We start from the raw sequence: 23,825 nt of genomic DNA on the forward strand, positions 1-23,825 counted from the left end.
AGACGGCCCTCAGCCAAACTCCAGGATCACCTGGTCGATGGCGAGGCTCGCGCCTACCTCGGCGGCGACCCTGGCGACGGTGCCGGCCTTCTCGGCGCGGAGCATATTCTCCATCTTCATCGCCTCGACGGTGGCGAGCGGCTGGCCGGCCTCCACCCTGTCGCCCTCGGCAACCAGCAGGCGGGTGAGCAGGCCCGGCATCGGCGAGACGAGGAATTTCGACATGTCCGGCGGGATCTTGTCGATCATGTGGTGGCGCAGCGCCGCGACGGCGGGCCGCATCGCCTGCACCTTGCGCGCACGCCCGGCGGTAGTGATCATCGCATAGCCACGCTGGCGGGCGACCCTCAGCGCCAGCACCGCGCCGTTCACCTCGGCCTCGACCAGCGTCGCGCCGGGGCGATAGCCGAGCGACAGGCCGACGCGCACGCCGTCCACGACGGCGGCATCCGCCTCCAGCACGACGTCATGCTCCTCGCCGTCGATCCGCACGATCCAGTGGGCGGCCGGCTCCAGCGGCGTGCCGAGCTGGCCGTCGACGCGCAGCGCTCGCTCCGCATCGATCCCCGCCATCGCCGCCGCCACCGCCGCGACGGCCTGCGCCGCGACCGGCGTTTCGGGCGCGCCGTGGAAGCCCTCGGGATATTCCTCGGCGATGAACCCGGTCGTGATCTCGCCCGAGCGGAAGCGCTGATGCTGGGCGAGCGCCGAGAGGAAATCGAGATTGGTGCCGACGCCGGCGATCTCGTAGCGGTCGATCGCATCGATCTGGAGGTCGATCGCCGCCTCGCGGGTCGGCGCCCAGCTCACCAGCTTGGCGATCATCGGATCGTAGAAGATCGAGACCTCGCCGCCTTCCATCACGCCGGTATCGACGCGGACCACGGCGTCCGCCGAACGGCGCTCGGCCGGCGGTCGGTAGCGGGTCAGGCGGCCGGTGGAGGGCAGGAAGTTGCGGTACGGGTCTTCGGCATAGACCCGGCTCTCCATCGACCAGCCGTTCAGCCTCACCTCGTCCTGGGTGAAGCCGAGCGGTTCGCCGGCCGCGACGCGGATCATCTGCTCGACCAGATCGAGCCCGGTGATCTCCTCGGTGACGGGATGCTCGACCTGGAGCCGGGTGTTCATCTCGAGGAAGTAGAAGCCCTGCCCCGTCTTGTCCGCCCCCGACACGATCAGCTCGACGGTGCCGGCCGAATAATAGCCCACCGCGCGGGCCAGCGCGACCGCCTGCTCGCCCATCGCCTTGCGCATCGCGGGGGTGACGAAGGGCGATGGCGCCTCCTCGACGACCTTCTGGTGGCGGCGCTGGATCGAGCATTCGCGCTCGTTCAGATAGACGATGTTGCCATGCTGATCGCCGAGCAGCTGGATCTCGATATGGCGCGGGCTCTCGATGAACTTCTCGATGAACACCCGGTCGTCGCCGAAGGATGCGAGGCCCTCGCGCTTGGTCGCCTCGAACCCCTCGCGGACGTCCTGCTCGGACCAGGCGAGCCGCATCCCCTTGCCGCCGCCGCCGGCCGAGGCCTTCATCATCACCGGATAGCCGATGTCGGTGGCGATCTTCACCGCCTCGTCGGTATCCGCGATGGCGCCGAGATAGCCGGGGACGACATTGACGCCGGCCGCCTTGGCGAGCTTCTTGGATTCGATCTTGTCGCCCATCGCGGCGATCGCGTTGGCCGGCGGCCCGATGAAGGCGATGCCGGCGTCGGCCAGCGCCTTGGCGAAGCTCTCGCGCTCCGACAGGAAGCCATAGCCCGGATGCACCGCCTGCGCGCCCGTGGCCTGGCACGCCGCGATGATCTTGTCGGCGAGCAGATAGCTTTCGGCGGCCGGCGGCGGGCCGATATGCACCGCCTCGTCCGCCATCGTGACATGCGGCGCCAGCGCATCGGCATCGGAATAGACCGCGACCGTCCTGATCCCCATCTTCTTGGCGGTACGGATGACGCGGCAGGCGATCTCGCCGCGATTGGCGATCAGGATTTTGGTGAACATCAGGATTTTCTCAGCCTCTCCCAAAGCATCATCGCCAGCAAAAGAACGACGGCTGGCATCGCCGCCACGACGAAAATCCCCAGCGCCATCCTGTCGGCATCGGCCGCCATCCTGCCGTGCAACGGTTCGGTCACGGGAAGGATCGCGCTGGCCCGCGCATAGAGCGCGAGGCACATAGCGGCGGCGAGCCAGCCGGTGGCCAGCCCGCGCCACCATGCCCGCCGGGCGAGGTTCATCCGGCGATCGATCGGCGCGTCGACGCCATCAATGATCTTCGATCAGAGCGGCGAGATCCTTGGCGCGCTGCTCGGTCAGGTCGGCGTAACAGCCTGCCACCACCATCGGCTGCATCGTCCCGCCCTGATAGGCCTTGCCCCGCGCCGCGCATTCGGCGTCACGGAAGCGCAGCCAGATCCGCTGCGCCGTAAGCAGATCGGGCTTGAGCGCCGGCGATGCCGCTATCCGGCGTTTCCACGCCGCATTGAGCGCGGCGTCGGCGCGGCGGGCCCGCGCCGCCTCGCAGGCGTTCATATCCTGCTGGACCACCGCCCGCGCGCAATCGACCGGCGCGGCCTGCACCGGCACGGCCGCGAGCAAGGCGGCGGCGAGGATCACTCGGCCGCTTCCAGATGCGCGTGCTCGACCTGCATCGGCACGATGCCGAGCTTCGCGAACAGCGCCGCATCACGGCTGTCGCCCGCATTGCCGGTGGTCAGCAGCTTGTCACCGGTGAAGATCGAGTTGGCGCCCGCCATGAAGCACAGCGCCTGCGTGCTGTCGCTCATGCTCTCGCGGCCGGCCGAGAGGCGCACCATGCTCTCCGGCATGGTGATCCGCGCCACCGCGATGGTGCGGACGAACTCGATGTCGTCGATCTTGGCCGAGGGCACATCCTTCAGGATATCGCCCAGCACCGTGCCCGCCACCGGCACCAGCGCGTTGATCGGCACGCTTTCGGGATGCGCCGGCAGGGTCGCCAGCGAATGGAGGAAGCCGACCCGATCCGCGCGGGTCTCGCCCATGCCCATGATCCCGCCGCAGCACACGTTCATGCCGGCATCGCGCACCCGCTCCAGCGTATCGAGCCGATCCTGGAAGCTGCGCGTGGTGATGACGTTGCCGTAATTCTCCGGCGAGGTATCGATATTGTGGTTGTAGTAATCGAGGCCGGCATCGGCGAGGCGGCTGGCCTGGTCGCCTTCGAGCATCCCCAGCGTCATGCAGGTCTCGAGGCCGAGCGCCTTCACGCGCGACACCATGTCGATCAGCGCGGGCATGTCGCGCTCCTTCGGCTCGCGCCACGCAGCCCCCATGCAGAAGCGGCCGGAGCCTGCCGCCTTGGCTTCGGCGGCGGCCGCCACCACTTCGTCGGCTTCCATCAGCTTGGACGCCTTCAGGCCGGTCTCGTGATGCGCCGACTGCGAGCAATAGCCGCAATCCTCGGCGCAACCGCCGGTCTTGATCGACAGCAAGGTCGAAAGCTGCACCTCATTCTCGGGATGGAAGCGGACATGCACGTCATGCGCGCGCGCCACCAGATCGAGGAAGGGGAGGTCGAACAGCTCGGCGATCTCGTCGCGGGTCCAGTCGGTACGCATATCAGGCAGCTTTCTCGGAAGGTGGCATATTGTGACCGAGCAGCTTCAACACATCTGCGGCCGCATCTGCAAGGTTCGTTCCCGGCCCGAAGATCGCCGAGACGCCCGCATCGTACAATGCCTGATAGTCCTGCGCCGGGATCACGCCGCCCGCGATCACCTTGATATCGGAGCGTCCGCGTTCGCGCAGCAGGCCGATCAGCTCGGGAATCAGCGTCTTGTGGCCAGCCGCGAGGCTGGAGGCGCCGACGATATCGACATCCTCGGCGATCGCCACCTCAACCGCCTCCGCCGGGGTCTGGAACAGCGGCCCGGCGACGATATCGAAGCCGAGATCGCCGAACGCGGAGCTGACGAGGTTGGCGCCGCGATCATGCCCGTCCTGCCCCATCTTGGCGACGAACATCTTGGGGCGCCGGCCCTTGCGGCGTTCGACGGCGGCGACGCCCTCGATCAGCCCGATCCAGCGCGGATCGTCGCCATAGGCACCGCCATAGACGCCCTTCACCGGCGTCGGCGTGGTGCCGTAGCGGCCGAACACATCCTCCATGGCGAGGCTGATCTCGCCCAGCGTCGCACGGGCGCGGGCACAGTCGATCGCGAGGGCGAGCAGGTTTTCCTTGCCCCGCGCGCCCTCGCGTAACGCATCGAGCGCGGCCCGGCAGGCGGCTTCATCGCGCCCGGCCTTCACTTTTTCGATGCGGGCAATCTGCCCGGCGCGGACGGCGACATTGTCGACATCGAGGATGTCGATCGGGTCTTCCTGCGCCAGCCGATATTTGTTCACGCCGACGATCACGTCTTCCTGGCGATCGACCCGCGCCGCCCGTGCCGCCGACGCCTCCTCGATCATCGCCTTGGGCCAGCCGGCGGCGACCGCCTTGGCCATGCCGCCCTCGGCATCCACCTTCTCGATGATCGCCCAGGCCTGGTCGACGAGCTGTTGGGTGAGGCTCTCGACATAATAGGAGCCGCCGAGCGGATCGACGACGTTGCACATCCCGGTCTCCTCCTGGATCACGATCTGCGTGTTGCGCGCGATCCGGGCGGAGAAATCGGTCGGCAGCGCAATGGCTTCGTCGAGGGCGTTGGTATGGAGGCTCTGGGTGCCGCCGAGCATCGCCGCCATCGCCTCGATCGTGGTGCGCATGACGTTGTTGTAGGGATCCTGTTCGGTCAACGAGACGCCCGATGTCTGGCAATGGGTGCGCAGCATCTTGGAACGCTCGTCCTTCGCGCCGAGATCGGTCATCACCCGATGCCACAGCACGCGCGCCGCGCGCAGCTTGGCGATCTCCATGAAGAAGTTCATGCCGATCGCGAAGAAGAAGCTCAGCCGGCCGGCGAACCTGTCGATGTCGAGGCCTGAGGCGACGCCATATTTCACATAGTCGCGGCCATCGGCGATGGTGAAGGCGAGTTCCTGCACCTGCGTCGCCCCGGCCTCCTGCATATGGTAGCCGGAGATCGAGATACTGTTGAATTTCGGCATGTTGGCCGACGTGTATGCGAAAATGTCCGAGATGATCCGCATCGAGGGTTCGGGCGGATAGATATAGGTGTTGCGGACCATGAACTCCTTGAGGATGTCGTTCTGGATGGTGCCATCCAGCTGCGCCTGAGCGACGCCCTGCTCCTCGCCGGCGACGATGAAGAAGGCGAGGATCGGGATCACCGCGCCGTTCATCGTCATGCTGACCGACATCTGGTCGAGCGGGATGCCGTCGAACAGGATCTTCATGTCGTCGATCGTGTCGATCGCGACGCCGGCCTTGCCGACGTCACCGGTGACGCGCGGATGGTCGCTGTCATAGCCGCGATGGGTGGCAAGATCGAAGGCGACCGACAGCCCCTTCTGCCCGGCCTTCAGATTGCGGTGGTAGAAGGCGTTGGACTCCTCGGCGGTCGAGAAGCCGGCATATTGGCGGATCGTCCAGGGGCGACCGGCGTACATCGACGCGCGCACCCCGCGCGTGAACGGCGCGAAGCCGGGCAGGCCGGGATCGATGCCCTCGACATCCTCGGCCGTGTAGAGGGGCTTGACGTCGATCCCTTCCGGCGTGTGCCAGGTTAGATCCCTGCCCTTCACCTCCTTGGCGGCGGCGGCTGCCCAATCGGCGAGGGTTTTCTTGTCGGTCATCCCGCGGTGCTCCTGCGAACGCAGGAGCCCAGGGCGGCAAGCGCTGCACCCGGGGCTCTGGGCTCCTGCGTTCGCAGGAGCACGGCGTCAGTGACGATCGCCATGCGGCGTCTCCATGATCTCGGTCAGCACCCCGTTCATGTCCCTGGGGTGGACGAAGAAGATCGGCGTGCCATGCGCACCGATGCGCGGCTCGCCGAGCACTTTGGCGCCCTGGCGCTCGAACCAGGCCCTGGCCTCGTGGATGTCCGGCACCTCGTAGCACATATGATGCTGGCCACCCGCCGGGTTCTTGGCGAGGAAGCCGTGGATGGGGGAGTTTTCCCCCAGCGGCTCGATCAGTTCGACCTGGACGTTGGGCGCATCGACGAAGCAGACCGTCACGCCCTGCGCGGGCAGGTCGAACGGTTCGCCGATCGTTTCAGCGCCCATCACGTCGCGATAATAAGCGATCGATGCCGCGATCGACGGCGTCGCGACGCCGACATGATTGAGCCGCCCGAGCTTCATCAGACCAATTCCACCGCCATCGAGGTCGCCTCGCCGCCGCCGAGGCAGATCGATGCCAGCCCGCGCTTCAGGCCGTTGACCTGGAGGCCGTTGATCAGCGCGCCGAGGATGCGCGCGCCCGATGCGCCGACCGGATGGCCGAGCGCGCAGGCGCCGCCATGGATGTTGAGGATGTCGTGCGGGATGCCGAGATCGTGCATCGCGATCATCGCCACAGTGGCGAAGGCCTCGTTGACCTCGAACAGGTCGACATCCTTGGTCGTCCAGCCGGCCTTCTCCAGCGCGCGGCGCGACGAGCCGACCGGGGCGGTGGTGAAATATTGCGGGGCCTGCGCGAAGGCGGCGTGGCTGACGACGCGCGCGATCGGCGTCACGCCGAGCTTCTCGGCGACGCTCATCCGGGTCATCACCAGCGCCGCCGCGCCGTCCGAGATCGAGGAGGCGTTGGCGGCGGTGATCGTGCCGTCCTTGGCGAAGGCGGGCTTGAGCGTCGGGATCTTGGCGACGTCGGCGTTGCGCGGCTGCTCGTCGCTGTCGATCACCACCTCGCCCTTGCGGGTCTTGACGGTGACGGGCACGATCTCGTTGGCCAGCTTGTCGGCATGGTCGATCGCGCGAGTCAGCGAGGCGATCGCGAACTCGTCCTGCTTCTCGCGGGTGAACTGATATTCCTGCGCCACGTCCTCGGCGAAATTGCCCATCAGCTTGCCCTGCTCGTAGACATCCTCGAGCCCGTCCAGGAACATGTGATCGTAGAGCCTGTCATGGCCGATGCGCGCGCCGGCGCGATGCTTGAGGTTGAGGTAGGGCGCGTTGGTCATGCTCTCCATGCCGCCCGCGACGATGATATCGGCGGAACCGGCGGCCAGCGTGTCGGAGGCCATGATCGCCGCCTGCATCGCCGATCCGCACATCTTGTTGATGGTCGTCGCCTCGACGCTGTGGGGCAGCCCGCCATAGATCGCCGCCTGCCGTGCCGGCGCCTGGCCGAGCCCGGCCGGCAGCACGCAGCCCATGTAGCAGCGCTCGATCTGCTCGGGTGTCAGGCCCGACCGCGCCACCGCGCCACGCACTGCGACGGCGCCCAGCTCGGTCGCCTTGAGCGAGGCCAGCTCGCCCAGCATGCTGCCCATCGGCGTGCGGGCGAAGGACAGGAAAACGACGGGATCGGTGGACATGCGATCGACCTCAAAGGGGAATATTGTCGTGCTTCTTCCACGGATTTTCGAGGCTCTTGTTCCTCAATTTCCGCAGGCCGAGGGCGATCCTGCGGCGGGTGGAATGCGGCATGATGATCTCATCGACGAAGCCCTTGGAGGCGGCGACGAACGGATTGGCGAAGCGCCGCTCATATTCTGCGGTGCGCGCGGCGATCTCGTCGGCCGTCCTGCCGCGAAAGATGATCTCGACCGCGCCCTTGGCGCCCATCACCGCGATCTCGGCGGACGGCCAGGCATAGTTGAGATCGCCGCGCAGGTGCTTGGAGGCCATCACGTCATAGGCGCCGCCATAGGCCTTGCGGGTGATCACCGTGATCTTGGGCACCGTCGCTTCCCCGTAGGCGAAGAGCAATTTGGCGCCGTGGGTGATGATGCCGCCATGCTCCTGCGCGACGCCCGGCAGGAAGCCCGGCACGTCGACGAAGGTGACGATCGGGATCTCGAAAGCGTCGCAGAAGCGCACGAAGCGCGCCGCCTTGCGCGATGAAGCGATGTCGAGCACGCCGGCCAGCGCCATCGGCTGGTTGGCGACGATGCCGACGGTGCGGCCTTCGATGCGGCCGAAGCCGATGATGATGTTGCCCGCGAAATGCGGCTGGAGCTCGAAGAAATCGCCCTCGTCGACGGTCTTGGCGATCAGCTCGTGCATATCGTAAGGCAGGTTGGCCGACGCCGGGACCAGCGTGTCGAGGCTCGGCTCCAGCCGATCCCAGGGATCGTCGGTCGGCCGCTCTGGCGCGCCGGTGCGGTTGCTCTCGGGCAGGAAGTCGATGAAGTCGCGCGCCGCGAGTAGCGCCTCGACGTCATTCTCGAACGCGACGTCCGCCACGCCCGATTTGGTGGTGTGGGCGACCGCGCCGCCCAGTTCGTCCTGGGTCACCACCTCGTTGGTGACCGTCTTCACCACCTCCGGGCCGGTGATGAACATGTAGGACGAATCCTTCACCATGAAGATGAAGTCGGTCATCGCCGGCGAATAGACCGCGCCGCCCGCGCAGGGGCCCATGATCAGGCTGAGCTGCGGCACCACGCCCGAAGCCAGCACGTTGCGCTGGAACACCTCGGCATAGCCGCCGAGCGAGGCGACGCCCTCCTGGATGCGCGCGCCGCCGCTGTCGTTGAGGCCGATCACCGGCGCGCCGACCTTCAGCGCCATATCCATGATCTTGCAGATCTTCTGGGCGTGCCGTTCGGACAGCGAGCCACCGAACACGGTGAAATCCTGGCTGAACACGAAGACCAGCCGGCCGTTGATCGTGCCGGAGCCGGTGACCACCCCGTCGCCGGCGATGTGGGTCTCGTCCATACCGAAATCGACGCAATTATGCTCGACGAACATGTCGAGCTCCTCGAACGAATTCTCGTCGAGGAGAATGTCCAGCCGTTCCCGCGCGGTCAGCCTGCCCTTGGCATGCTGCGCATCGATCCGGCGCTGACCGCCGCCCAGCTTCGCCTCGGCACGTCTCTGTTCGAGCTTCTCGAGGATCGTAGGCATCGCTCTCCTTTCTGGGCGGCGGTGGTGAAACGGCCACTGCCCGGTCGCGCGACGGGAGGCAAATGTGGTTTTGTAAAGTTGCGAACACTCGATTTGTAAAATATGCGGAGACGATGCCCCGTTCCCTTCGCCCTCTTTATGCCGGAGCGCGCGTTCGCGAATTGCGCGGGCGGTTGCGGATCAGCCAATCGGCGATGGCGCAACGGCTCGGCATCTCGATCAGCTACCTCTCTCAGATCGAGACCGATGGTCGTCCGCTCACCGCGGCCGTATCGCTGGCGCTGGCTGCGGCCTTCCCGTCGGACTGGACCGGCGTCGATGAGGATGAGGGCGCCCGCTTGCTGGCAGGGCTGGCGGAAGCCGCCGCAGAGCCCCTTCTGCCCGAGCCGCCCCCCGAGCCCGAGGCGCTGGCCCGTGCCATCGAGCAGCAGCCCGCGCTCGCCCGCCGCTTCGTGGCACTGCACGCCGCCTGGCGCCGCGCCGAGGACCAATTGCAGCGGCTCGATGACGCGTATGACACCGGCACGGCGGCGGGCGGGCGACTGCCCTGGGACGAAGTGCGGGACTGGTTTCACGATGCCGGCAATTATGTCGACCTGATCGACGTGGCCGCAGAGACTATCGGCAACAGCCTCCAGCCTGGCGTCGAGGCGCTGGCCGAGCGGCTGCGCGATCGGCACCGCATCGAGCTGCGCGCGCAGACCGGCGATTCGTCGCCGCTGCGCGCTTATGATCCGGCACACCGCATCCTCACCCTCGATCCGGCACAGGTCGCCGAAAGCCGCGCTTTCCAGCTGGCCCACCAATTGGCCCGGATCGAATTGGCGGACGAGATCGGCCAGATCCTCGCCCGCGCCACCATGCCCTCGATCGAGGCGAGCCGGCTGCTCGGCATCGGCCTCGCCAATTATGCCGCGGGCGCGATCCTGATGCCCTATGAGGCGTTCCGCGGCGAGGCGCGCCGGCTCCGCCACGATATCGATCGCCTGCGCCGCCGTTTCGGGGTGAGCTTCGAGCAGGCCTGCCATCGCCTCTCGACCCTCCAGCGTCCCGATGCGCGCGGGCTGGCCTTCTTCTTCTGCCGGGTCGACATGGCGGGTAACATCACCAAGCGCCATTCCGCCACCCGCCTGCAATTCGCGCGCTTCGGCGGCGCCTGCCCGCTGTGGATCATGCACGAGGCGGTGGCGATTCCCGATCGCATCCTCACCCAGCTCGCCGAGATGCCCGAAGGCACGCGCTACGTCGCGATCGCCAAGGGGCTGGTGAAGGAGAGCGGCAGCTATGATCGCCTGCCGCGCCGCTATGCGGTGGCGTTGGGCTGCGAGATCGGCGAGGCGGCCGATTTCGTCTATGCCGACCATCTCGACCTAGACCGCGCCGATTCCGCCACGCCGATCGGCATCTCCTGCCGCATCTGCCCGCGCGAGGATTGCGATCAGCGCGCCTTCCCGCCGTCCGGCCGGGCGCTGCGGGTCGATCCGGAACGGCGCGAGGTGGTGCCCTATCGATTCGATTAGGGAGAATTAGAGAGCGATCGCCCGCAATTCGATCACGCGGATCTGGCCGATGCTGAAGCCGGCTTCACGCAATTCGCCGGTCTGGACATCGGGAAGATGATGACGATGGCGCGCCACGACGAAGGCGCGGCGCAGTGCCTCCAGCCGGGGATCGGCAAGCGCGCGCTGCTCCTTGTTCAGCCCGAACAACCGCGTGAACAGGCGCTCCACCCTGCCCGGCGCCTCGATGCTGCCAAGGCTGTCGGTGCGCGCGAGTGCCATCACCTGCTCTTCGAGCGCGCTGAACTCGGCCGGCTCGACCGATTTGAGACGAAACGGCTCGATCTCGACCGCCGAAAGCGCATCGGGCTCGATGTCGTCGCGGACGGATGCCCGATACGCCATATGTGCCTCCTCGTCCTCGTCCAAAAGATTCTATCCGTCGCCAGACGGACCATGCCGTCGCTCTTGACCCGCGTACCGATCGGTAACACGCTGTCAAGCGCGACGACCGGGGAAATGCGACGTGACGGGTGAACCCAGTATTGCTGAAACGCGGGATCGCAAAGATTGTGCGGCGCAACGTGTTTCCAAAACCGCGAAGCGCCTTTTCTACCAGCGCGGCATCCGCGCCGTCGGCGTCGAGGAGATCGTCAACCAGGCCGGCGTCACCAAGCCCAGCCTGTATCGCAGCTTCGGTTCCAAGGACGATCTGATCGTCAGGACGCTTGAGGAACGCTTCGACCACAGCCTGGCCTGGCTCGATGATCTCGAGGCGCGCCTGCCCGACGACCCGCTCGGTCAGCTCCGGGCGATCATTGCGGGAATCGCCGAACAGGCGACGAACCCACTCTATCGGGGCTGCCCGATCACCAATGCCGCCGTGGAATTTCCCGATGGCGACCATCCGGCCCGGCGGCTCGCGCTGCGATACAAGATCGCGATGCGGGCAAGACTGCTCCATATCGTCGAACGCCTGCCGGTGGACCAGCCTGACCTGCTGACGGACGGCCTGCTGTTGCTGTTCGAGGGCGCGCGGGCCAGCCGCCATACGTCCTGCGCCCGCGGGCCGGCCGCATCGCTGCGCCGGGTGGCAGAGGCGATGCTGGATTCCTTTCTGCCGGCCTGATCCGCCAGCCCCGTCCGCTATCGCCGCTACGCGATCCTTATGCGGATCGGCGGATCGGCCCCTCGAACCCTTACGGCCATCGGGTCCAGACGAACGGCTGGAAACCATCCCAACGAGGCCATGGTGAAACGGTTCGATTCCCGCGCCCTGCGGCTGATTCCGCATCTTGCCGGCTTGGTCGTCCTCGCTGCCGCCTGGGCCAGCGGACACGCTCTGGTGTCAGCGGGGATGGGTCATGCCGGGCACGAGCCCGCCCGCGTCTACATGCTCGCCCTGACGACCTTTCTGCTCGCGAGCGCGGGGGTTGCGCTGGCGACGATGGGGCAAGGGCTGTTCGGTCAGGTCGTGATATCCCGGCTGTGGCTTTCCTTTATACCGGCGGACTTCAAGGATGTGCGGCAACGCGATCAGGACGACGCCTGACCTTCGGCAAGGACCGCCCGAAAGCCGCCATCTGCGGCGCAGCCCCCGGGAAACGAAGCCTGTCCTCCGTGTGTCGCCCCTAGAAGAGTTCGATCTCGTCGTGAGCGAGCACGGGATGGCCTGTCGCGGCGCGCCACGATCGCCGATCGGCAGGAACGGGGAGCGCCTCTGCGGGTTTGTGACGATGACGGCCGGGGCTCTTCCCGGCCAAGCCGCTCGTTTTCCGCCGACCCCCCGGACGCGTCGTGTTTTTCGCCCCCTCATGACTCGCACTCCATCACGAAGGCCCTGCCCGATGCTGATCCGCGCCGGCTACGACATCCGATTCGAAGCCGATGGTCCGGTGCCGGTGCTGGCGCTGCTCAGCGTCCATCCATCGCGGCAGCGCGATCTGCGGACGACGCATCGCATCACCGCATCGCCCGACGTGCCGCTCTATGATTTCCTCGATGGCTTCGGAAATCTGTGTACCCGGATGACGATTCCCGCAGGCGGGATCGCTCTCTCCTGCGATATCCTGGTCGAGGATAGCGGCGAGCCCGACATCGTGGTGCCGGATGCGCCGCAGATGGCCATTGAGGATCTGCCGGACGAGGTGCTGCAATATCTCCTCGCCAGCCGCTACTGCGAGACCGACCGGCTGCTGGCCACCGCATGGTCGCTGTTCGGCAACACGCAGCCCGGCTGGGCGCGGGTGCAGGCGATCGTGGACTTCACCCACCATCATATCGCGTTCGGCTACCATCACGCCCGATCGAACAAGACGGCGTGGGATGCCTATCAGGAGCGCCAGGGCGTCTGCCGCGATTTCGCCCATCTCGCGATCACATTGTGCCGCTGCGTCAATATTCCGGCGCGCTACTGCACCGGCTATCTCGGCGACATCGGCATCCCGCCGATCGACGCGCCGATGGACTTTTCGGCCTGGTTCGAAGTGTATCTCGGCGGCCGCTGGTACACGTTCGATGCCCGCCACAACCGCCCGCGCATCGGTCGCATCCTGATGGCGCGCGGTCGGGATGCCACCGATGCCGCGCTGACCACCCACTTCGGCCCCGCTTTGCTCACCCGCTTCGACGTCCACACGGACGATGTTACTGGATAGCGAGGCAAAGCCCGCTCAGGGGATCAGCGACGGCGGCAGCCGTGGCTTGACCACCTGCTTCAGCACGAACCCCGATTCCATCCGCACCACGCCCGGCAGATGCGAAAGCTCGATCCGGTGGATCTCGGCGAAATGATCGAGCGATCGCGCCAGCACCGTCACCAGATAATCATCGGTTCCCGACATCAGATCGCACCGGACCACCGAGGGGCAGGCGCTCACCGCCTCCTCGAACGCCTGCAACGCCTCGGCCCGCTGGCTGCCCAATGCGATCTTGATGTGGACGATCGTGCCGTGGCCCAGCCGCCGCAGATCAAGCTTCGCCTCATAGCCGGCGATGACCCCGCTTTCCTCCATCGCCGCCTGCCGGCGCGCGATCGCGGTCGGCGAACGGCCGATGGCCTCGCCCAGCGCATTCTGGGTGATGCGCCCGTTGCGCGACAGTTCGGCCAGCAATTGCCAATCCAGCGGATCGAGCGACGGTTCGGATTCCTTCATGAAAACCGCCATCTACGATGCATAATGGCGACACCACAAAAATCTGCACCTGCTTTCGCCGAGAAACAGCGCGAATTTTGACATATCCTGCTCGCAATCCAACCTGCTCTGCACTCAACAAGGAGGCACCTCATGCTCGTCGGCGTTCCCAAGGAGATCAAGAATCACGAGTATCGCGTCGGGCTGACGCCGGGGGCGATCCGCGAATATGTCGCCCACGGGCATAGCGTGATCGTGGAGACCGGCGCGGGTGCCGGCATCGGTGCCTCCGATGATGTCTACCGCGCCGCCGGCGCCGAGATCGTCGCCACCGCCGCCGACGTGTTCGCCCGTGCCGCCGTGGTGGTGAAGGTCAAGGAGCCGCAACCCTCCGAATGGGTGCAGCTGCGCCCCGACCAAATCCTGTTCACCTATCTCCACCTCGCCCCCGATCCGGAGCAGGCCAAGGGTCTGATGGCATCGGGCTGCACCGCCGTCGCCTATGAGACCGTCACCGATGCGCTGGGCGGGCTCCCATTGCTCGCGCCGATGAGCGAAGTCGCCGGGCGGCTGTCGATCGAGGCGGCCGGCACAGCGCTCAAAGCGGTCTCCGGCGGGCGCGGCCTGCTGCTCGGCGGCGTGCCGGGCGTACCGGCTGCACGCGTGGTCGTGCTCGGCGGCGGCGTCGTCGGCACCCATGCGGCGCGCATGGCGGTCGGCCTCGGCGCCGAGGTGTCGATCGTCGATCGCTCGATCCCGCGCCTGCGCCAGCTCGACGAGCTGTTCGCCGGCCGGGTCCGCACCCGCGTCTCGACCATCGCCTCGATCGAGGAGGAAATCTCCGCCGCCGACGTGGTGATCGGCGCGGTGCTGGTGCCGGGCGCATCCGCCCCCAAGCTCGTCACCCGCGCCATGCTCGGCCTGATGAAGCCGCGCGCGGTGCTGGTCGACGTCGCCATCGACCAGGGCGGATGCTTCGAGACGAGCCATGCGACCACCCATGCCGATCCCACCTACGAGGTCGACGGCATCATCCATTATTGCGTGGCCAACATGCCCGGCGCGGTGCCGCTGACGTCGAGCCACGCGCTCAACAATGCGACGCTGCCTTACGGCCTCGCGCTGGCCAAGGACGGCGCCGCGGCGTTCGACACCAATCCGGGCCTCAAGGAAGGCCTGAACGTGCAGGGCGGCCGGATCGTCAACAAGGTGGTCGCCGACAGCCTCCACTTCGCCTGACGACCGAGCGGATGGGGCAGCCTCGGTTGCCCCGTCTGCCCGCCGACGAACCGATCAGGAAGATAGCCGCCGCGCCTCCGCAAGGTCCGCCTGCGTGTCCACGTCCATCAGCATGGCCGGCGGCCCTGAGATCAGCGTCGCCCGATCGAGCAAGGCACGCGCGCCTTTGTCCCCGGCCAGGATGCATAATGATTCGAAATGAACGCGGCCGAACAAGGCCGGCGGCATGGCGATGCCGCCATTGCTGGACGCGACGATGTCGGCCCCCTCTTCATAGCGCGCCAGCAACGCCTCGATATGGCTTGCGGTGACGCGGGGCATGTCGGCCAGCAGGATCAGGGCGGCATCGACGGCCTCGCCCACCGCCTCGACCCCGAGCCGGATCGATCGCGCTTGGCCCAGCGCAGGCTCGTCGTTGACGACGATCTCGAAGCCCAGCCCCCGATAATCCGGCGATCCCGCCGCGATCACTGCGACCCTTTGCACAAAGCGGAGTGGAGCAAGGCGGCGTGCGACCTGAAGACCGAGCGGTACAGCGTCGAGCAGGGCCGTCAGCTTGTCCGCCGAACCGAAGCGCGTCGATTGCCCTGCCGCGAGCAACACCAGCGCAACCCGGTTCGCCGCGATCATTCCGATGCCCGCGCCAGCGCCGACACCATTCCAGCCGCCACCGACAATGCGATCTCGGCAGCACCGATCGCGCCGATATCGATGCCGGCCGGCCCATCGATGCGATCGAGATCGGCTGCCGCCACGCCCAGCGCCGCCAGCCGCTCGCGCCGTGCCGCATGGCTGCGCCGCGAGCCCAAAGCCGCGACATAGCCGGTCGGCGCGGACAAGGCCGCGAACAGGGCGGGATCATCGATCTTGATGTCATGGCTGAGCGTCACCACCGCCGTCGCCGGATCCGGGCGGAACGCCGCGATCGCCTCATCCGGCCAACGATCGTCCAGATCGACATCGGGGAAACGCTCGGCGGTCAGGAAGCGGGCACGCGGATCGATCACCACCGGCCGGATGCCCAATGTTCGCGCGATCCCCACCAACGACTGGGCGATCTGGACCGCTCCCACGATCAGTAGCCGGCGCGGCGGCGGGTAGCGGTTGACGAAGGCATCGCCATCGGGTGCTTCGCCGATCATGCTCGCGCCACTGGCGAGATCGGTTCGCACCGGCAGCGATCGCCCCTCTGCCCGAGCCGTCTCAATCGCATCGAACAGCGCCGGCGGGAAACCAGCCTCGCCCACAGGCTGGACCAGCACCTCGATATCGCCGCCACATGGCAACCCGACTTGCCAAGCCGAATCGGCGGTCACGCCATAGCGATGGCGTTGCGGCCGACCGCTCGCGATCACCTCCGCCGCGACGGCCAGCACCTCGCCCTCGACACAGCCCCCCGACACCGATCCCTCCAGCCGCCCATCGGCGTGGACGAGCATGTGGCTGCCGCGCGGGCGCGGTGCGGACCCCCAGGTCGAGAGAACCGTGGCGATCGCCATCGGGCCGCCCTGCCAGTGATGATATGCGGAGAAGACGCTGTCGTTATCGGCCATGCCTATCAGATAGGCAGGAAAGACCGCCCCGCACAGGGGGTCGCGTCACGGCAGGTCCATCCCGTCGCTTTCGCCGCTGATCGGCGGGCCACCATTGCCGCCACCGGGATCAAGCAACCGGGGCGGGAGGCTCGCCGCCCAGGCCTGCTCGGCGCCATCGCCCCACCCCGCGCCGATGTCCCGTCACCACCATGAGCGCGGCCGTCGCGAGGGGCGCCGCGCTACGGCGTCGGTTCCAGCCGGCGCGCGACCTATGCCCCGGTGCGACAGGCGGCACGCCGCCTCAAAAACGGGCCGGTGCCCAGCCGCTCAATAGCCCATCAGGCTGAGCACTTCCTGGCGGCTGCGCTCATCGTCGCGGAATACGCCGAGCATCCGGCTGGTCACCATGCCGACGCCGGGCGTCCGCACCCCGCGCGCGGTCATGCAGGCGTGGCTTGCCTCGATCACCACCGCGACGCCGGCCGGCTGGAGCTTGTCCCAGATGCAGTCGGCGACCTGCGCGGTCAGCCGCTCCTGCACCTGGAGCCTGCGCGCGAACCCCTGGAGCACGCGCGCCAGCTTGGAGATGCCGACCACGCGGTCCTTGGGCAGATAGGCGATCGAGGCCTTGCCGATGATCGGCGCCATATGATGCTCGCAATGCGACTGAAACGGGATGTCCTTCAGCAGCACGACATCGTCGTAACCGCCCACCTCCTCGAACGTCCGGGACAGATGGTAGCCGGGATCATTGCCATAGCCCGAGCAATATTCCTTCCATGCGCGCGCCACCCGCTTGGGGGTATCGAGCAGGCCTTCGCGCGAGGGATCATCGCCGGCCCAGCGGATCAGCGTGCGGATCGCCTCCGCCACATCGTCCGGCACCGGCAGTTTGGGGGTTTCGGCGACCAGATCGCCATCCTCGGGGTGTTGCGTCATCCGGTTGCTGTGGGGACGGCAACACCGCTCTTCAAGCAAAAAAGGGCAGCGATCCCGAAGGATCGCCGCCCTTTACGCGAACGCTACAGGAACTTAGCCGAAGATCTTGATCGCCGTCTTCGCGACCAGCTCGCCCTGGTGGCGGGCGCCGTCGAGTTCGGTGGCGCTCGGCTGGCGCGAACCATCGCCTGCCGCGATCGTGGTGGCGCCATAAGGCGATCCGCCGGTCACTTCGTCGACCTTGAGCTGACCCTGGAAGCTGTAGGGTAGGCCGACGATGGTGAGGCCGAAATGCAGCAGGTTGGTGATGACCGAGAACAGCGTGGTCTCCTGCCCGCCATGCTGGCTGGCAGTCGAGACGAAGGCCGCGCCGACCTTGCCGTTGAGCGCGCCGCGTGCCCACAGGCCGCCGGCCTGATCGAGGAAGGTCGCCATCTGCGAGGGCATACGCCCGAAACGGGTGCCGACGCCGATGATGATCGCATCATAATCCTCGAGCTCCGCGACGGTCGCGATCTCGGCCTTCTGGTCGAGCTTGAAGTAGGACGCCTTGGCGACCTCTTCCGGCACGGTTTCGGGCACCCGACGGATCACCGCCTCGGCACCGCCGGCCCGCACGCCTTCCGCCATGGCTTCGGCCATCTGCTCGATATGCCCGTAAGCGGAATGATAGAGGACCAGAACCTTCGCCATAATCGTTCTCCCGAAAGCGGCGCCAGACGGCGGCGCTGAACTCGGCAGAAGACCTAGCGGCGCACGGGCATCGCAGCCACCGCCATAAATCAGGATCAATCGTTCGAATTTATCGAAAAGGCACCGATCGACGTCGTCCGGCGGCCGACGGTCTATTCGTCCCGCAGGAACTCGCCCGCGAGATGCCCCGCCAGCCGGTCGATCTCGTCCGGATTGAGCACCCAGGTCCGCGTCCTGCGGCCGGCACGTGCCGTGGGCTGGCTGAGCAGCACCCGGGCATCAGCCCGGGCGGCGGGCGTCAGCATCCGGAAATGCTTCGCGCAATCGCCGAGCGTGCCGATCAGCGGCGCGGTGCCGTCCAGGTCGATCAAGGTCGCGGGCTGTCCGAAATCGATGGTCATCAGCGGCTACTCCTCTTGTCGAGACCGACAGCCTCGCCACCATCGCCCTTCGACCAGCCAATTCGATCGATGGGCGGTAAGATGATTGGTGGTCCCGGAGGGACTCGAACCCCCGACGCCCACTTTAGGAAAGTGGCGCTCTATCCGGCTGAGCTACGGAACCGTTCCGATGCGGAGCGTTAGGCGAGGCTCTGTTCCCGGTCAATTGTCCCGCGCCGGATCGCGCACCGGAAAGGGCAGCGGCGCGACCGGCACGCCCTCTTCGACCAACATCTTCGCTTCGGTCGGCGTGGCCTGGCCGTGGATCACCCTATTCTCGGCATCACCGACATGGATGGCCCGTGCTTCGGCGGCGAATCGGGAGCCGACATCCTCGGAGCCGGCGAGCATCTTCGCCTGTGCCATCATCATCGCCTGCATCACGGCCCTCGCATCCGGCGCGCCTTTGCCGCCCGTCGAAATGCGCGGCGCCATCGGCGCCTTGCCCACATCCCCGTCCCCGCAGATCGGGCAGGAGACCAGGTGGCGCGCGTGTTGATCGTCATAGTCGGCCTGGCTACCGAACCACGCCTCGAACACATGACCGGACGAGCAAGCGAGATCGAAGACGATCATGCCTGCGCCACGTCGGGGATCGGCCGGCGATGCTTCAGTGCCGGAATCCGCGCGCGCACGTCGCGGAGGCGATCGAGGTCGATCTCGGCGAAGCCGACGCCGGTCGCCTCGTCCATGTCGAGCAAGACCTCGCCCCACGGATCGATCACCAGCGAGTGGCCATAAGTCAGACGGCCATCCTCATGCTCGCCCACCTGCGCGGCGGCGATCACGAAGCATCCCGCCTCGATCGCGCGAGCCCGCAACAGCACATGCCAATGCGCCTGACCGGTCGGCACCGTGAACGCAGCCGGCACGGCGAGAATCTCGGCACCGGCATTGCTGAGCGCGCGATAAAGATCGGGAAAACGCATATCGTAGCAGATCGAGAAACCCAGCTTCCCTGCCGGCGTCTCCGCCACCACCGCGCCGGCCCCCGGCGCATAGGCCGCGGATTCACGCCAGCTCTCGCCGGTCGCGAGATCGACGTCGAACAGATGGAGCTTGTCGTAGCGGGTGCGGATGTCGCCGCCGGCGTCGATCAGGAAGCCGCGATTGACGTAGCGGGTCTCGTCACCGCCCGGCCGCAGCGCCAGCGAACCGAGTTGCACCCACAGCCCGAGCCGCGCCGCCGCCGCGCGGGCCGCCGCGAGCACGACATCGTCCGCCTCGCCGACGATCGACGCCGCCCCGCGCCGGCGATCGCGATCCAGCAGACCGCTCATCTCCGGCGTGAACAGGATCGCGGCACCCCCCGCGGCCGCTTCGTCCATCGCGGACACGAGCGTGCGGGCATTGGCGGCGGGATCGATCCCGCTGGTCATCTGGAGGACGGCGATCCGCATGATCGTCAGGCGGCCAGCAGCCGATCCAACTCGCCCTTCGCGTCGAGCGCGGCGATATCGTCCGACCCGCCGACATGCTGGCCGTCGATGAAGATCGAGGGAACGGTGGTGTGCCCCGGTGCGCGCTCCAGCATCTCCTGCCGCTTCGGGCCACCCATGGTGATGTCGATCTCCTCATAGGCGGCGCCCTTGGACGCCAGCAGCTGCCGCGCCCGCGAGCAATAGGGGCAGCCCATCTTGGTATACATCTCGATTTTGGCCATGATGCGTGATCCTTTCGTTTCCAGAGACCTGTGGATGGCAGGCCGGATTGTCAACGCTGCGCCTCATCGTCGCGCAGGACGCGCGCCCAGCAGAGCAGCCGTATCTCGGCCGCGCCGGCCCGTCGCAGCACCTTGGCGCAGGCCCCGGCGGTGGCACCGCTGGTATAGACGTCATCGACCAGCAGCACAGCCCGCCCCTTCACCGCCCGCTTGCCGGCAATGGACATTGCAAAGACCCCCGCCACCGCCTTGGCACGATCCTTCCGGCCGAGGCCACGCAGCACCGGCGTCGCCCTTGCCCGGATCAACAGATCCGGGGCGCACTCCAGCCCCGCCCGGTCGGCGACGCCCCGCGCGATCAGCAGTGCCTGATTATAACCCCGCGACCATAGCCGCCAGCGATGCAGCGGCACCGGCACGACCAGAGTGTCCGGAGGAACCTCACCGACGAGCCGCGCCATCTGCTTCGCCATCATCCGCGCGACACCCGGCCGACCACCATATTTCAACCGCAAGGCGACCGTTCGCGCGACCTCGCCATAAGCGACGGCGGCCGCGGCGCGATCAAATGCGGGCGGATCGGCATGGCATGCGCCGCACATCGCATCGACGCCGAGATCGTGCGGAAGGGGCACGGCACAACGCATACAGGCGGGGCTGCCCAGAAATTCGAGCTTCTGCCAGCAATCGACGCAAAAGCGATGATCGCCGTCCACGATCAGGCCGCAGCCGGGGCAGCGCGGCGGCAAGATGACATCGAGCGTCGTCGAGCAGACGATGCGCAGCAGTCGGGCAGCGGAGGAAGCCATGTTCTGCTTGTCCGTCGGCAGGCGGCACGGCACAAGCCTCGCCATGGCATCCTCCCCTCCCGAGCCGTTCGATCGCCGCCGCCGCCGCGCCCGCCGCGATCGCGCCCTCGCGCGTTTCGAGGATCATGGATTCCTGACCCATCACATCGCCGACGAGTTGCTCGCCCGCCTGGAAGCGATCGACCGGACCTTCACGCGTGCGCTGGTGATCGGCGCCGGCGATGGCCGGATCGGCGAGGCCCTCCGCGCCAAGGGGCTGTGGGTGGTCATTGCCGATGCCGGCTTTGGAGCGGCCAGGGCGGCCAGCGGTGTCCAGTGCGACGAAGACCGCTTGCCCTTCGCCGATGGCGCGTTCGATCTGGTGATCTCGGCGGGCGTGCTGGATAGCGTCAATGACGTCCCCGGCGCGCTGCTGCTCGCCCGCCGCGTGCTGCGGCCGGACGGGCTGTTCATGGCCGGCTTCCTCGGCGCCGGCAGCCTGCCGCGCCTGCGCGCCGCGATGCTCCAGGCCGATTTCGCGGGCGGCGGCGGGGTAGCGCCGCGCATCCATCCGCAGATCGACGTGCGTTCGGCCGGCGACCTGCTGGCGCGAGCCGGCTTCGCGCTGCCGGTGTCGGACGGCGAAGCGCTCGACGCGCGTTATCGCGGCCTCGACGGGCTGCTGGCCGATCTCCGTTTCGGCGCGCAGGGCGGCGTGTTGGCCGGCGACCGCCAGCCGCTCGGCCGGATGCAGGCTGCCGCCGCGCATGGCGCCTTCCTGTCCGAAGCCGACGAGGATGGGCGCGTCACCGAGACGTTCGAGATTGTCTACCTGATCGGATGGGCTCCCGACGCCTCGCAACCCAAGCCGGCCCGGCGTGGCAGCGCGGTGGCCTCGCTGGCCAGCGCGCTGAAGACCAAGGGATAGACCCTAGACCAGCGCCTCGAGCAGCCCAATCAGCGGCCTGTCCGGTGCCGGCATGTCGAGCGCATGGAGTTCGACCGGCCTCACCCACCGCAGCGCCGACGCCTCCAGAGGTTGCGGGATTCCCTGCCACTTGCGGCAGACATGGAGCAGCAGGAGAAGATGGCGTGCGCCGAGCGGCTCGCTGGCAAAGGCGGCAGGCGCAAGACATGCCGCCTCCACATCGATGCCCAGTTCCTCATGCAGTTCGCGGACCAGCGCCCCGGCCGGCGTCTCGCCAGGCTCGATCTTGCCGCCTGGAAACTCCCATAGTCCCGCCAGCGCTCCCTGCGAACGCTGCTGGACCAGCACGCGTCCGTCCGCATCGATCAAGGCCGCCGCCGAAACCAGTAATAACCCGAAACATGGTTCCATGGGCGTAAATCTTCCTTAAGCCTAAACGAATATTCGGGAAATAGGGACGTGAGGATAACAGGGGACATGTGTGCGGAAAATCCGCGATTTTGTACGCGATGAACGCGGAGGGACGCTCATTGAATATGGGCTCATTCTCGCGCTGATCTTCGTCGTCATGCTGGTCGCGGTCCAGTCTCTCGCCGTCCATGTCACCGGCACGATCAATCACGTCAAAAACGATGTCCTCTCCTCAACAGATGCTTAACCCATTGTTTACGATAAGTTCTTCGGCTGGGATTTAAACATTTGGCAACCCCCTTCGACGTACATCGCTCCTTGCCAAGCCGAAGGGCGAAGCCGGGTAGTGTTACGGACGAGACGTAGGAGAAATTTCATGCGCAAGCTTCTGAAGAACAACAAGGGTGCCACCGCCATCGAGTACGGCCTGATCGCCGCTCTGATCGCCGTCGCCGCGATTTCCGCGATGAGCGCGCTCGGCTCGAATCTGAAGAACACCTTCAACAAGGTGTCGACGAACATGGCTTCGACCGGCTGATAACGGCTGATCGTCGCAACAGAAGAGCCGGCGGGACATTCCCGCCGGCTCTTTTCGTTTGAGCAGAGGCGCACAGATGGCGCGCAAGCAGCCTTCGCGAAGGCCGGCCGGCTCAGCCGATGGAGAGGAACTTGTCCCGGCGGCGCTGCCGAACTTCGGCCGCCGATAGAGGCGCAAGCGCATCCAGCTCTTCGCCGAGCGCTACGCCGAGTGCTGCGACCGCCGCCGCCCGATCGCGATGCGCACCGCCCACCGGTTCCGGCACGATCCGATCGACGACGCCGAGCTTTTCCAGATCCTGCGCGGTGATCTTCATCGCATCGGCGGCATCGGCGGCCTTCTCGGCCGTGCGCCACAGGATCGAGGCGCAGCCTTCGGGCGAGATCACCGAATACACCGCATGTTCGAACATCAAGACGCGGTTCGCCGCCGCCAGCGCGATCGCACCGCCGGAGCCGCCCTCGCCCACCACGGCCGATACCATCGGCACGCCGAGCGCCAGACAGGCCTCGGTGGAGCGCGCAATCGCTTCCGCCTGCCCGCGTTCTTCAGCCTGCACGCCGGGAAAGGCTCCCGAGGTGTCGACCAATGTCACCACCGGCAGCCCGAAGCGATCGGCCAGTTCGAGCAGCCGGATCGCCTTGCGATAGCCTTCGGGCTTGGCCATGCCGAAATTATGCTTGAGCCGGGTCGCGGTATCCTCGCCCTTCTCATGGCCGATCACCATCACCCGGCGCCCGCCGATCTGGCCGAAGCCGCCGATGATCGCCTGATCGTCGGAAAAGGCGCGGTCGCCAGCGAGCGGCATGAAATCGTCGACGAAACCGGCGATATAATCCTTGAGATGCGGGCGCTGCGGATGCCGCGCGACCTGGGTCTTCTGCCACGGCGTCAGCTTGGCATAGGTATCCCGCAGCATCTTGTCGGCCTTGGCCTCCAGCTTCTGCACCTCCTGCTCGATATCGAGCGAGCCCGAATCGGCGGTGTCACGCAGCTCCGCCACGCGGGTGCGCAGTTCGGCGATCGGCTTTTCGAAATCGAGAAACATCAT

29 protein-coding genes and 1 tRNA gene are annotated in these 23,825 nt (G+C 66.9%); 8 read left to right on the top strand and 22 right to left on the bottom strand.

The features are described 5' to 3' along the window. Positions 1-9: 9 nt before the first annotated feature. The 8 genes from PBT88_RS13230 to PBT88_RS13265 all read right to left on the bottom strand — a co-directional run bounded on the left by PBT88_RS13230 (position 10) and on the right by PBT88_RS13265 (position 8,967). Positions 10-2,004, bottom strand: coding sequence for an acetyl-CoA carboxylase biotin carboxylase subunit (locus PBT88_RS13230; protein ID WP_270075807.1), 1,995 nt, complete (start codon positions 2,002-2,004; stop codon positions 10-12). Further along, positions 2,004-2,240 (bottom strand): hypothetical protein, encoded by a 237-nt coding sequence (locus PBT88_RS13235; protein ID WP_270075808.1) that lies wholly within the window; start codon positions 2,238-2,240, stop codon positions 2,004-2,006. Before PBT88_RS13235 ends, PBT88_RS13230 begins: the two co-directional genes overlap by 1 nt. Positions 2,241-2,268: 28 nt before the next feature. Further along, a complete protein-coding gene (locus PBT88_RS13240) occupies positions 2,269-2,619 on the bottom strand; it encodes a lysozyme inhibitor LprI family protein (protein WP_270075809.1) in 351 nt (116 codons plus the stop codon). Beyond that, positions 2,616-3,602 (bottom strand): biotin synthase BioB, encoded by a 987-nt coding sequence (gene bioB, locus PBT88_RS13245; RefSeq protein ID WP_270075810.1) that lies wholly within the window; start codon positions 3,600-3,602, stop codon positions 2,616-2,618. Before bioB ends, PBT88_RS13240 begins: the two co-directional genes overlap by 4 nt. Position 3,603: 1 nt before the next feature. Beyond that, positions 3,604-5,742 carry a methylmalonyl-CoA mutase gene (scpA, locus tag PBT88_RS13250; RefSeq protein WP_270075811.1) on the bottom strand — a complete coding sequence of 713 codons (2,139 nt, stop codon included), beginning with the start codon at positions 5,740-5,742 and terminating at the stop codon, positions 3,604-3,606. An 87-nt stretch (positions 5,743-5,829) separates the two neighbouring features. After that, positions 5,830-6,252, bottom strand: a complete 423-nt coding sequence (mce, locus tag PBT88_RS13255; protein WP_270075812.1) for a methylmalonyl-CoA epimerase — start codon at positions 6,250-6,252, stop codon at positions 5,830-5,832. Continuing rightward, a complete protein-coding gene (locus tag PBT88_RS13260; RefSeq protein WP_270075813.1) occupies positions 6,252-7,430 on the bottom strand; it encodes an acetyl-CoA C-acyltransferase in 1,179 nt (392 codons plus the stop codon). The genes mce and PBT88_RS13260 overlap by 1 nt, the downstream gene beginning before the upstream one ends. Positions 7,431-7,440: 10 nt before the next feature. Next, positions 7,441-8,967 carry an acyl-CoA carboxylase subunit beta gene (locus tag PBT88_RS13265; protein ID WP_270075814.1) on the bottom strand — a complete coding sequence of 509 codons (1,527 nt, stop codon included), beginning with the start codon at positions 8,965-8,967 and terminating at the stop codon, positions 7,441-7,443. Between the two features lie 113 nt (positions 8,968-9,080). Between PBT88_RS13265 and PBT88_RS13270 the strand changes: the two genes are divergently transcribed. Then, a complete protein-coding gene (locus PBT88_RS13270; RefSeq protein WP_270075815.1) occupies positions 9,081-10,487 on the top strand; it encodes a helix-turn-helix domain-containing protein in 1,407 nt (468 codons plus the stop codon). A 6-nt stretch (positions 10,488-10,493) separates the two neighbouring features. Here the strand turns inward: PBT88_RS13270 and PBT88_RS13275 are convergent, their stop codons facing one another. Beyond that, on the bottom strand, positions 10,494-10,871 hold the full coding sequence (locus tag PBT88_RS13275; RefSeq protein WP_270075816.1) for a hypothetical protein: 378 nt from the start codon (positions 10,869-10,871) through the stop codon (positions 10,494-10,496). 121 nt (positions 10,872-10,992) lie between these two features. On the opposite strand from PBT88_RS13275, the gene PBT88_RS13280 reads away from it, so the two are divergent. The 3 genes from PBT88_RS13280 (at position 10,993) to PBT88_RS13290 (ending at position 13,123) form a co-directional block, all read left to right on the top strand. After that, positions 10,993-11,595: a TetR/AcrR family transcriptional regulator gene (locus PBT88_RS13280; RefSeq protein ID WP_270075817.1), complete on the top strand. Its 603-nt coding sequence runs from the start codon at positions 10,993-10,995 to the stop codon at positions 11,593-11,595. 120 nt (positions 11,596-11,715) lie between these two features. Further along, positions 11,716-12,018, top strand: coding sequence for a hypothetical protein (locus PBT88_RS13285; protein WP_270075818.1), 303 nt, complete (start codon positions 11,716-11,718; stop codon positions 12,016-12,018). Between the two features lie 295 nt (positions 12,019-12,313). Further along, a complete protein-coding gene (locus tag PBT88_RS13290; protein WP_270075819.1) occupies positions 12,314-13,123 on the top strand; it encodes a transglutaminase-like domain-containing protein in 810 nt (269 codons plus the stop codon). Positions 13,124-13,138: 15 nt separating this feature from the next. On the opposite strand, the gene PBT88_RS13295 is transcribed toward PBT88_RS13290, so the two are convergent. Next, positions 13,139-13,621, bottom strand: coding sequence for an Lrp/AsnC family transcriptional regulator (locus PBT88_RS13295; RefSeq protein WP_270075820.1), 483 nt, complete (start codon positions 13,619-13,621; stop codon positions 13,139-13,141). Positions 13,622-13,753: 132 nt separating this feature from the next. On the opposite strand from PBT88_RS13295, the gene ald reads away from it, so the two are divergent. Then, positions 13,754-14,839, top strand: a complete 1,086-nt coding sequence (gene ald, locus PBT88_RS13300) for an alanine dehydrogenase (RefSeq protein ID WP_270075821.1) — start codon at positions 13,754-13,756, stop codon at positions 14,837-14,839. Between the two features lie 54 nt (positions 14,840-14,893). On the opposite strand, the gene PBT88_RS13305 is transcribed toward ald, so the two are convergent. From PBT88_RS13305 to PBT88_RS13350, 10 genes are all read right to left on the bottom strand, one after another. After that, complete coding sequence (locus PBT88_RS13305; protein ID WP_270075822.1) at positions 14,894-15,469, bottom strand: nucleotidyltransferase family protein; 576 nt, start codon at positions 15,467-15,469, stop codon at positions 14,894-14,896. Further along, positions 15,466-16,392 (bottom strand): XdhC family protein, encoded by a 927-nt coding sequence (locus PBT88_RS13310; RefSeq protein ID WP_270075823.1) that lies wholly within the window; start codon positions 16,390-16,392, stop codon positions 15,466-15,468. Before PBT88_RS13310 ends, PBT88_RS13305 begins: the two co-directional genes overlap by 4 nt. A 309-nt stretch (positions 16,393-16,701) precedes the next feature. Further along, entirely contained in the window at positions 16,702-17,313 is a 612-nt protein-coding gene (gene folE / locus PBT88_RS13315) for a GTP cyclohydrolase I FolE (protein WP_270075824.1), read from the bottom strand. Between the two features lie 93 nt (positions 17,314-17,406). Then, positions 17,407-18,006: an NAD(P)H:quinone oxidoreductase gene (gene wrbA, locus PBT88_RS13320; RefSeq protein ID WP_270075825.1), complete on the bottom strand. Its 600-nt coding sequence runs from the start codon at positions 18,004-18,006 to the stop codon at positions 17,407-17,409. 152 nt (positions 18,007-18,158) lie between these two features. Beyond that, positions 18,159-18,407, bottom strand: a complete 249-nt coding sequence (locus PBT88_RS13325) for a hypothetical protein (RefSeq protein WP_270075826.1) — start codon at positions 18,405-18,407, stop codon at positions 18,159-18,161. Between the two features lie 86 nt (positions 18,408-18,493). Continuing rightward, positions 18,494-18,570 (bottom strand) — tRNA-Arg (locus PBT88_RS13330). 38 nt (positions 18,571-18,608) lie between these two features. After that, positions 18,609-19,022 (bottom strand): DUF1178 family protein, encoded by a 414-nt coding sequence (locus PBT88_RS13335; RefSeq protein WP_270075827.1) that lies wholly within the window; start codon positions 19,020-19,022, stop codon positions 18,609-18,611. Then, complete coding sequence (locus PBT88_RS13340) at positions 19,019-19,846, bottom strand: carbon-nitrogen hydrolase family protein (protein ID WP_270075828.1); 828 nt, start codon at positions 19,844-19,846, stop codon at positions 19,019-19,021. The genes PBT88_RS13335 and PBT88_RS13340 overlap by 4 nt, the downstream gene beginning before the upstream one ends. Before the next feature lie 5 nt (positions 19,847-19,851). Then, complete coding sequence (gene grxC, locus PBT88_RS13345; protein ID WP_270075829.1) at positions 19,852-20,109, bottom strand: glutaredoxin 3; 258 nt, start codon at positions 20,107-20,109, stop codon at positions 19,852-19,854. A gap of 50 nt (positions 20,110-20,159) precedes the next feature. After that, positions 20,160-20,918, bottom strand: a complete 759-nt coding sequence (locus PBT88_RS13350; RefSeq protein ID WP_270079257.1) for a ComF family protein — start codon at positions 20,916-20,918, stop codon at positions 20,160-20,162. A 43-nt stretch (positions 20,919-20,961) separates the two neighbouring features. Between PBT88_RS13350 and PBT88_RS13355 the strand changes: the two genes are divergently transcribed. Continuing rightward, entirely contained in the window at positions 20,962-21,825 is an 864-nt protein-coding gene (locus tag PBT88_RS13355) for a class I SAM-dependent methyltransferase (RefSeq protein ID WP_270075830.1), read from the top strand. 3 nt (positions 21,826-21,828) lie between these two features. Here the strand turns inward: PBT88_RS13355 and PBT88_RS13360 are convergent, their stop codons facing one another. After that, a complete protein-coding gene (locus tag PBT88_RS13360) occupies positions 21,829-22,236 on the bottom strand; it encodes a (deoxy)nucleoside triphosphate pyrophosphohydrolase (RefSeq protein WP_270075831.1) in 408 nt (135 codons plus the stop codon). 70 nt (positions 22,237-22,306) lie between these two features. Here PBT88_RS13360 and PBT88_RS13365 point away from each other — a divergent pair, with 70 nt between their 5' ends. Beyond that, the gene (locus tag PBT88_RS13365; protein WP_270075832.1) at positions 22,307-22,483 is read left to right on the top strand and encodes a Flp family type IVb pilin; all 177 of its coding nucleotides are present in this window, start codon (positions 22,307-22,309) and stop codon (positions 22,481-22,483) included. A 129-nt stretch (positions 22,484-22,612) separates the two neighbouring features. Then, a complete protein-coding gene (locus PBT88_RS13370; RefSeq protein ID WP_270075833.1) occupies positions 22,613-22,774 on the top strand; it encodes a Flp family type IVb pilin in 162 nt (53 codons plus the stop codon). Positions 22,775-22,886: 112 nt separating this feature from the next. On the opposite strand, the gene PBT88_RS13375 is transcribed toward PBT88_RS13370, so the two are convergent. Continuing rightward, complete coding sequence (locus PBT88_RS13375) at positions 22,887-23,825, bottom strand: acetyl-CoA carboxylase carboxyltransferase subunit alpha (RefSeq protein ID WP_270075834.1); 939 nt, start codon at positions 23,823-23,825, stop codon at positions 22,887-22,889.

The organism is Sphingomonas abietis (assembly GCF_027625475.1).
GTDB lineage: Bacteria > Pseudomonadota > Alphaproteobacteria > Sphingomonadales > Sphingomonadaceae > Solisphingomonas > Solisphingomonas abietis.